This is a genomic window from Rhizobium sp. PDO1-076 (assembly GCF_000247475.1).
Classification (GTDB): Bacteria; Pseudomonadota; Alphaproteobacteria; order Rhizobiales; family Rhizobiaceae; genus Allorhizobium.
This window is the reverse complement of the sequence record NZ_AHZC01000166.1, coordinates 37,857-46,974: the sequence shown is the minus strand read 5'-3', so window position 1 is coordinate 46,974 and position 9,118 is coordinate 37,857. Positions and strand designations below refer to the sequence as shown.

7 protein-coding genes and 1 riboswitch are annotated in these 9,118 nt (G+C 60.6%); of the genes, 1 reads left to right on the top strand and 6 read right to left on the bottom strand.

What is annotated here, in order from left to right; translation table 11 throughout:
- Window positions 1–156: 156 nt before the first annotated feature.
- The 6 genes from PDO_RS11150 to gcvT form a co-directional block, all read right to left on the bottom strand.
- On the bottom strand, window positions 157–486 hold the full coding sequence (locus PDO_RS11150) for a flagellar basal body protein (RefSeq protein ID WP_007601890.1): 330 nt from the start codon (window positions 484–486) through the stop codon (window positions 157–159).
- A gap of 143 nt (window positions 487–629) precedes the next feature.
- Window positions 630–2,384, bottom strand: coding sequence for a hypothetical protein (locus PDO_RS11145; RefSeq protein ID WP_007601888.1), 1,755 nt, complete (start codon window positions 2,382–2,384; stop codon window positions 630–632).
- 288 nt (window positions 2,385–2,672) lie between these two features.
- A complete protein-coding gene (locus PDO_RS26690) occupies window positions 2,673–3,287 on the bottom strand; it encodes a class I SAM-dependent methyltransferase (RefSeq protein ID WP_141649886.1) in 615 nt (204 codons plus the stop codon).
- Between the two features lie 448 nt (window positions 3,288–3,735).
- A complete protein-coding gene (gcvP, locus tag PDO_RS11135) occupies window positions 3,736–6,600 on the bottom strand; it encodes an aminomethyl-transferring glycine dehydrogenase (RefSeq protein WP_007601884.1) in 2,865 nt (954 codons plus the stop codon).
- Window positions 6,600–6,962, bottom strand: a complete 363-nt coding sequence (gene gcvH / locus PDO_RS11130) for a glycine cleavage system protein GcvH (protein WP_007601882.1) — start codon at window positions 6,960–6,962, stop codon at window positions 6,600–6,602. Before gcvH ends, gcvP begins: the two co-directional genes overlap by 1 nt.
- 185 nt (window positions 6,963–7,147) lie before the next feature.
- On the bottom strand, window positions 7,148–8,287 hold the full coding sequence (gcvT, locus tag PDO_RS11125; protein WP_007601880.1) for a glycine cleavage system aminomethyltransferase GcvT: 1,140 nt from the start codon (window positions 8,285–8,287) through the stop codon (window positions 7,148–7,150).
- A gap of 147 nt (window positions 8,288–8,434) precedes the next feature.
- Window positions 8,435–8,522, bottom strand: a riboswitch (glycine riboswitch).
- Between the two features lie 187 nt (window positions 8,523–8,709).
- On the opposite strand from gcvT, the gene PDO_RS11120 reads away from it, so the two are divergent.
- A complete protein-coding gene (locus tag PDO_RS11120) occupies window positions 8,710–9,081 on the top strand; it encodes a hypothetical protein (protein ID WP_007601873.1) in 372 nt (123 codons plus the stop codon).
- Window positions 9,082–9,118: the final 37 nt, after the last annotated feature.

Below are 9,118 nucleotides of genomic sequence, written 5' to 3'. Positions count from 1 at the left end.
GCGGCATGGTCAGCCTCTTGCGCTCACGACTGCCACAATCCTTTGTGGTCTGGGTATCGTGGGTTTCCGGTGGAGTTCTGCTGCTGTTTGGCATCGTCTCGCTCGGCATGGCCGTCAAGGCGATCCTTTGAGGCTAGTGGCGCGCGCTCCGCGAGGTCAATCCCGCTTGATGCTCATCAACACGTCCCACAGGTCCGCGCCGGTTTCGAAGGCCGAAGCGTTGGCCTTGAAGGAAATTTCGGTTTCGACAAGGGTCAGTATTTCCGTGGCGAGATCGACGTTCGTGCCTTCATCCATCGTCTGCGCCTGTGCAGATGTAACGGTAGCCGCCACTCCGCCTGCCGAACCGGTGGTAAAGCGGGTGTCGCGCCGGTCGTAGCCCGCAGAGAGCGCGTTGGCGATATTGTCCGCCGTGGCCGCGAGCCTGCGCTGCTGGGCATACATCCCGGATGCGGCACTGTTGATTGCGGCGGTGATGGCCATCATGCGCTTTCATGCTTTTCTTCGACACGCGCAGTGTAGTGCGCAGTCGTTAGAAAAGCTTGAAAGGGCAGGTGCGCCGAAATGGTACACCTGCGGACATTGGCCTGTTGTCTCCCGCCCGCGAGCGGGAGTTGCGTTGGTGTCTGTTACTCTGCTGCCGCCTGAGCGGCGACGCCACGGCGCATGTTTCGCCTCTGCTCTTCGCCGAGATAATGCATTTTCAGCATGTGGGCCGGGAACAGATCGGCAATCGCCTCGGCGGCAGTCAGCAGCTTGTCGAGGGGAACCGGCGCCTTGGGTGGCGCGAAGCGATCGAGGCTTGGCAGGAACCTGAAGAAATTCGCCCGCATCTCGGTGATGATGACCTTCATGAAGTCGCTGAATTCGTTCGGCTGCTGTTCGACACTGACGAGGTGGTTGTTGACCCTGGCAAGGACTGCAGAACCGTCCAGCGAGGCGTTGAGTGCTTCGAGATACATCCGGCACTTGTAGTAGTCGCGGTGGATCATGGTCTGAAGCACCCGGGCTTCCGGCGCGACATCATCTCCAACGAGAAGACACGGCATGATCTTGTCCTGCAGGCCGGTTCTTTCCACGAAGGTTTTCATCGAGCGTCCCGTGCCAACAAAGTCGACAAGCAAGGTGCGTTCGCCGAGCTTCGAGCGGAAATAGGCCTCAAATTCCGGCGTGTCGGAATAACACAGGGTGCGCGACATGCGGACATAGTCGGCCGGCGGTAGGCCGTGGCGGGCAAAATGGGTGGATGACAGGAGGTGAATCAGCAGGTTGCAGTCCCGTGCCGCGGCCATGATCCGGGTGGCGCCAAACATTTCGGCCTGATGACGGAGCCAGAAGGTTCCAAGCAGCATCAGCGGAATGTTGATGCTGATCTGCGCCTGCAGCGCGTTGCGCACCTGCGCGTTGCGATGGAATGTCTGGAGGCGTGTCTCGCGCAGGGCATGGGCATAGGGGCCGAGGCTTGCTTCGTGCAGGATTTCTTCGGTCCGGTCCCATTTGGACAGGCTGACATAGGTCGCCGGAATGCCGAATTCGGCGGCTCCCTTGATGTCGGCATTCTGGTTGTCGCCGTAATGGACGCGGAGTTTGTACTCCTGCTTGATCGATGGCCAGATGATTCGGTGATGCTTGCCGTAGTTGCTCAGATAGACCTTGTTGTTCAGGCCGCATTTCTCGCGGACGATCCGTTCGACAAACGACTGCGGCAGGTACATGTCGGAAATGATGATGTCGTCCGGATTGACGAATGCGGTTACCTGTCTCATCGGGAACAGGTTGTCCCATTCCTCGTCTAGTTCCATCAGCTTGACCATCTTGGCTTGGCTGTTGGTCAGCGTCTTTTCCTGGATCAGCAGATCATAGATGTCGTCGAGGCCATAGTTGCGGCGCCCGAACATGCTCATCTCGACAAGGTGGCGGCGGGCGGCAAAATTGGCGACACCGCTTTTTTCCTCGACCCGCCGGAAGATTTCTAGAGGCCCGAAACAACGGCGCGCCACCAGGGTGTCGAACAGGTCGAAGCTCTGGATATGGGTGTGCAGGTCGGAAGAGTTCGGCGTCAGGATATGCCGGGTGGCCGTGGTCGCGTAGTTGTCCCACGGGCTGATGAAATTGCCTGCGAGGCAGGGCGTGCCGCCGCTGTTGGCGATGAACGACAACCGGCATGTGGTCATGCCCTGAAGGTCGATGATCAACACGTCGTTGCCGTCGAGATCCCAATAGGCTTCGTTGGGATGATTGTAGCCGACGATGAAACCATTCGGATGAAATACCAGCCTGTCGCTGATCGTCTGTCCCTTTGGCTCGGCGCGAAAATCGAAGGTGCGCGTCGTGAGCCACTCGACGGTCAGCGGCGGCATTGGCATTTCGGCGGCAAGAGCCATGATAACCTCATACGAATCTCGATGAGGACAGTAATGCTGTCTGAAACTTGCGTATAACTGGTCCTGATGGGCGACAGACCGCAATCGCAATGCCAGTCGAAGCACGCCGATCCGCAGTTGGGCCCTGTGGAAGACGAGGGGCGTTTCAGCAAAGCCGAGGCCATCGTGACGTCTATACCGGCGTCGGCCCCGCGCATCATTGCGAAACCTGTCAATGCGCAGAAAAAGAGCGCCATCGGAGGCGATGGCGCCCTATACATTCTGATCACAGACGAGGAACGTCGGATTTTAGTCCAGCGTGAACTCTTCTGCCTGTGGATTGTCTATTCTGTTGTAGGCCATGTTCGGCGCGGAATTGATCCGGTTGAACTTGAGCGGCTCGCCCTTTTCAAGGACGACAATGCTGTCGTAGAAATGCACGCCCTGGACCTTGCGAAACAGCGAAAGAAGTTGCGGGTCGACATGCGGGCCTGCCGGTGTCTTGCCGACGCCGATGGCGAATTTCGTGTGCTTCTCGTTGATCACATCGATGATCTGCTTGGAGAATTCGATGAAGCTTTCGGGATTGCGCAAACCGCCGCCCTGAACCCGAACATTCTTGTAGTAGCTGGTGTGCACGTCCTCGCACCAGTAGACGCCGCCATCGCGCAGCAAGCCATAGGTCTTCTGCAGCGTAACGATCTGGTGGACGTTGTCATGGCTTCCGTCATCGATGATGATGTCGAAATAGCCTTCGCCGTAGGTCCGGGCAATATCGTCCCAGAACGCCGTGCTGCCCTGGTCGCCCTGAATGACTTTCAGGAAGCTGGTGCCGGCACTGCGCGGTGCGATATCGATGCCGACGATCTCCGTCTCTGCGCCGAAATACTTGTACCACATCTCGGCGCTGCCGCCGAACTGCACGCCAACTTCCAGAATCCGCGGGGCGCGATTTACGAACTTTCCGAACCACTTTTCGTACAGCGGAAGGTAATGCTCGAACTTGTCGCAAAGTGTTCCAAGTTGAAAAAATGTTTCTCTTAACGACACTTCACTACCTCGCTTGGTGATCTTGGCCTGCATCCGGTCAGGACTGTTGCGGGATTCGGAAAGCGAGGTCAAGTGAAGGTAAACTACCGGCTGGCGAGCCATGGTTGGCGATCAGTCAGCCTTGAAATGGTGGAGGTTGCAATCGCCCCCACCACTTAACCCAGCATCCTGCAGAGAAAACACCGGCATGAATCTCTAGAACTGAAAAATCGGCCTCGGTTGGGTGCCGATATGCTTGGTGCCGTGTCTTTCCTTGGCGGCCATCGCGACGAGTTTGCCTCAAGAGGCATCCGTGACGCGATGGCCAGTGTTTTGTCCGAATTTATTCGGCCGCTTCGGCATAGTCCTCCATAGGAGGGCAGGTGCAGACGAGGTTGCGGTCGCCATAGACATTGTCGACGCGGTTGACCGAGGACCAGTACTTGTCGACCCTGAACGCGCCGGGCGGGTAGCAGGCCTGTTCGCGGCTGTAGGGACGTGTCCATTCGCCGACGAGGTCTTCCACCGTGTGCGGGGCGTTCTTCAGCGGGTTGTTGGTCTTGTCCATCCGGCCGTCCTCGATGGCGCGGGCTTCCTCGCGGATCGCCAGCATTGCCTCGCAGAAACGGTCGATTTCCGCCTTGGTCTCGGATTCCGTCGGCTCGATCATCAGCGTTCCGGCCACCGGCCAGCTCATGGTCGGCGCGTGGAAGCCGCAATCGATCAGGCGCTTGGCGACATCGTCGACGCTGACGCCGGCCGACACGTTCAGCGGACGGGTGTCGATGATGCATTCATGCGCCACGCGACCGCTCGCCGACGTGTAGAGCACGTCATAGGCGCCGGTCAGCCTTGCTGCGATGTAGTTGGCGTTGAGGATCGCCACCTTGGTCGCCTGGGTCAGACCTTCGCCACCCATCATCAGGCAGTAGGACCAGCTGATCGGCAGGATCGACGGCGAACCATACGGTCCGGCCGAGACCGCACCCGGACGGCCGTCGGTCGAGACATGGCCCGGCAGGTAGGGCGCCAGATGTGCCTTGACGCCGATGGGGCCCATGCCGGGACCACCACCGCCATGCGGGATGCAGAAGGTCTTGTGCAGGTTGAGGTGCAATACGTCCGAGCCGATGTCACCCGGGCGTGAAACGCCGACCATGGCATTCATGTTGGCGCCATCGAGATAGACCTGGCCGCCTTGGCTGTGGGTGATCTCGCAGATCTCGCGCACTGTTTCCTCGAACACGCCGTGCGTCGAGGGATAGGTGATCATGCAGCAGGAGAGGTTGGCCGCATGATGCTGTGCCTTGGCGCGGAAATCGTCGAGGTCGACGTCGCCGTTTTCCTTGGATTTCACCGGGACGACCAGCATGCCGGCCATCTGGGCCGAGGCCGGGTTTGTGCCATGGGCGGATGTCGGGATCAGGCAGACGGTGCGATGCGCATCACCACGGGCGAGGTGGTAGTTGCGGATCGTCAGGAGGCCGGCATATTCGCCCTGCGCGCCAGAATTCGGCTGCATAGAAATCGCATCATAGCCGGTAACGGCGCAGAGCTTTTCCGACAGGTCATCGATCATCTCCTTGTAGCCGAGCGTCTGGTCAGCCGGGGCGAAGGGATGGATGTCGGAGAATTCCGGCCAGGTGATCGGCAGCATTTCGGCTGTCGCATTGAGTTTCATCGTGCACGAGCCGAGCGGGATCATCGCCCGGTCGAGCGCCAGATCGCGATCCGACAGACGGCGGATGTAGCGGGTCATCTCGCTTTCGGCGCGGTTCATGTGGAAGATCGGATGCGTCAGGTATTCGCTGGTGCGCAGCAGATCCTTCGGCAGCCGGTAATCCGGCTTGAAATCGTCGACTTCGAACTTGCCGCCAAAGGCGCGCCAGACGGCCTCCAGAACGGCAGGGCGGGTGCGTTCGTCGAGCGCGATGCCGATCCGGGTTTCGCCGACCTTGCGCAGGTTGACGCCTTCGGCGACCGCCGCACGCAGGATCAGGCCCTGCATATGGCCGACCTCGACGGTGATCGTGTCGAAGAAGGTCTCCGGCTCGACCTTGTAGCCAAGCTTTTCCAGGCCCTTGGCGAGCAGAACGGTCTTCTGGTGGACCTGCTGGGCGATGGCCTTCAGGCCCTGCGGACCATGGAAGACGGCATACATCGAGGCCATGACGGCGAGCAGGACCTGCGCCGTGCAGATGTTCGACGTGGCTTTTTCGCGGCGGATATGCTGCTCGCGGGTCTGCAGGCTGAGACGGTAGGCGCGATTGCCCCGCGCATCAACCGACACGCCAACGAGACGGCCGGGCATCGAGCGCTTGATCGCATCCTTGACCGCCATATAGGCCGCATGCGGGCCGCCATAGCCGACCGGTACGCCGAAGCGCTGGGTCGAGCCGATGGCGATGTCGGCGCCCATTTCGCCCGGCGACTTCAACAGCAGCAGCGCCAGGGGATCGGCGGCAACGGCGGCCAGCGCACCGGTCTGGTGCAGGCGCGCAATCAGGCCGGAGAAATCGCTGACCTGGCCGTTGGTGCCGGGATACTGGAAGATCGCGCCGAAGACATCGACCGGGTCGAGATCGGTGAAGGGATTGCCGACGATGACCGTCCAGCCGAGCGGTTCGGCGCGGGTCTGGATGACGGCGATGGTCTGCGGATGGCAGTTTTCATCGACGAAGAACGCGGTCGCCTTGGTCTTGGCGCTGCGCTGGCAGAGCGCCATGGCTTCGGCTGCAGCCGTCGCTTCATCAAGCAGCGAGGCGTTCGCCACGTCCAAGCCGGTCAGGTCGCAGACCATGGTCTGGAAGTTCAGAAGCGCCTCGAGGCGACCCTGGCTGATTTCCGGCTGATAGGGCGTGTAAGCCGTGTACCAGGCCGGGTTCTCCAGGATGTTGCGCTGGATCACCGGTGGCGTGATCGTGCCGTAATAGCCCTGACCGATCAGCGAGGTCAGCGCCTGGTTCTTGTTGGCGGTCTCGCGCAGCTTGTCGAGCGCCTCGCGCTCGGTCATTGCCTTGCCCCAGGTGAGCGGCACCTGCTGGCGGATCGACGACGGGACGGTGGCATCAATCAAGGCATCAAGCGTCGGATAGCCGACGATCTTCAGCATTTCCTGCATTTCAGCCGGTGAGGGGCCGATATGGCGGCGATTGGCGAAATCGTAAGGATCGTAGTCGGTGAACTGGAATTCAGTCGAGGTCGTCATCAGGCGATCAGCTCCTTGTAGGCTGCTTCGTCAAGCAGGGCATCGGCATCAGCCGGGTTGGCGAGCTTGAGCTTGAAGAACCAGGCCGCACCTTCGGCATCGGAATTGACCAGCGACGGGTCATCGACGATGGCCTGGTTGAAGGCTGTGATTTCGCCGGCAAGCGGGCAATAGACGTCCGAGGCGGCCTTGACGCTTTCGACGGTCGCCGCAACGGCGTCCTTGTCGAAGGTGGCGCCTTCTTCCGGCAGTTCGACAAAGACCAGATCGCCGAGCTGGCCGGCGGCATGGGTCGTGATGCCGACGGTTGCGATGCCGTCTTCGATCTTCAGCCATTCGTGTTCAGCGGTAAATTTCAGCATGGTTCGTTCCTCTCGTGTGTTTTGTTCAAAATCTATGCGCTGAGCGTGCCCCTCATCCCCCTGCTGGGACCTTCTCCCCGCAAGCAGGGCGAAGGGAGCAGAACGGCGGCCGCATTGGCCTTCTCCCTGTTCACGGGGAGAAAGTGGCGGCAGCCGGATGAGGGGCTGTCCAGCAATTCGTCGTCTCACCGCTTGTAGGTCGGCGTAACAAAAGGCAGGTCCGCCACCGTCAGTGGCAGATACTTGCCACGCACCTCGGCAAAGATCCGCGTGCCGGCTGCGGTATGGGGAATCGGCAGCATGGCCATGGCGACGGGGCCTTCGACGGTCGGGCCAAAGGTACCGGAGGCGACTTCGCCGATCTCGGTCCTGCCTTCGGCATCGGCAAAGAGCTTCACATGGGTGCGCACCGGTGCCTTGCCTTCGGGTTTCAGGCCGACACGGCGGCGGGATACGCCATTTTCCAGTTCGCCGATGATGCGGTCTGCCCCCGGGAAACCGCCCTGACGGGCGCCGCCCTTGCGGCGCACCTTCTGGATGCCCCATTCGATGGCGCCTTCCATCGGGGTCGTGGTGGTGTCGATGTCGTTGCCATAAAGGCAGAGGCCCGCTTCGAGACGCAAACTATCGCGGGCGCCAAGGCCGATCGGGGCGCAATGCGGATGCGACAGGAGTGCCTTGGCGAGAGCGACCGCCTTGTGGTTGGGAACGGAGATCTCGAAACCGTCTTCGCCGGAATAGCCCGAGCGTGACACGATACAGTCGACGTCCAGCAACGGGATTTCGCGGACATCCATGAACTTCATGCCGGAGACGCCGGCCCAGAGTTCACCGAGGACCGATTCGGCGCGCGGTCCCTGCAGGGCCAGCAGCGCGCGGTCATCGAGCAGTTCGACCGTGCAGGTGTCGGACAGATGCGCCTTCATATGGGCGACATCCGCGTCCTTGCAGGCGGCGTTGACGACGACGAGCAGATGGTCGCCGCGATTGGTGATCATCAGGTCGTCGAGTATGCCGCCACTGTCGTTGGTGAAAAAGCCATAGCGCTGGCGGCCGGGCTTGAGGCCGAGAATATCGACCGGCACCAGGGTTTCGAGTGCAAGGGCTGCATCCTCGACCTTGCCGGACTTCGGCGTCAGGAGGACCTGTCCCATATGCGAGACATCGAACAATCCGGCATCGGAGCGGGTGAAAAGATGTTCCTTCAGCACGCCGGCCGGATATTGCACCGGCATGTCATAACCGGCAAACGGGACCATCTTGCCGCCAAGCGACAGGTGGAGATCGTAGAGGGGGGTGCGTTTCAGGGCGGTGTGATCGTCCACAGGGCGTCTCCGGTGTCGCGCGCTCGCGCTTGCTCAAGTCTAGGCACGGTTGTGCCGGTGTCATGAGCCCCCTCTGTCCTTGTGCCTGAGATTGTTATCCCTTCGGCGCGATCTGCTTTGGAAACAGACCTCTCTCCAGAGTCCAGTCGACGCCTTGTGGTCCTTTTGCCTGAGAGTTTCCGGGGCGGTTGCTCCTTCGGCACCGGATCGAACCGGCTTCTCCCAACAAGGTCGTGGTGGTGGCATTATCCGGCTGGAGGGTGACTTGGCAAGAGGATGTGTCGCGTTCGAGAAAATATTTGTCGTGGAACGTCATGATTGCGCTGGCGCAAGCAGTACAGCGTTTCCGTAGGCGCGCGGCATCTCGTCGCTTGGCTTCGGGGAAACGGCGCGGTAAAGCAGTCGTCGACACGAGGACGACGATGAAGACGAAGTCACAGCCTATGGCAAGGATCCTGCGCATTTTCTGCGCCATGGTCTTCCTGTCGCTGGGCTTTGCTCACAAGCCGCCCCAGGCAATGGCGTCGCCCTTTCTGTCTGCGTCCTATCAACTGCCGGATGGCAGTTTTGCCGATCTCTGTGTCAGCGATACGGCGGTCAAGCATGCTATTGGCGGCACCGGCTGCGACGTCTGCCGGCTGGCCTCCACGGCTCTGTTGCCCACGCCCGGTCCCTATCATTGGCTAGTTACTGCCTTTCCGAGCCTGGTGGCGAGGCTGGAGAATACGGCGTCCTGTTTTGTCTTCGAGCCCATCGAAAGGCCACGGTCGCGTGGGCCACCTGTCTCCGCCTGATCCTATTTTCGGCCGACTTTTGATCAGATGACATGCC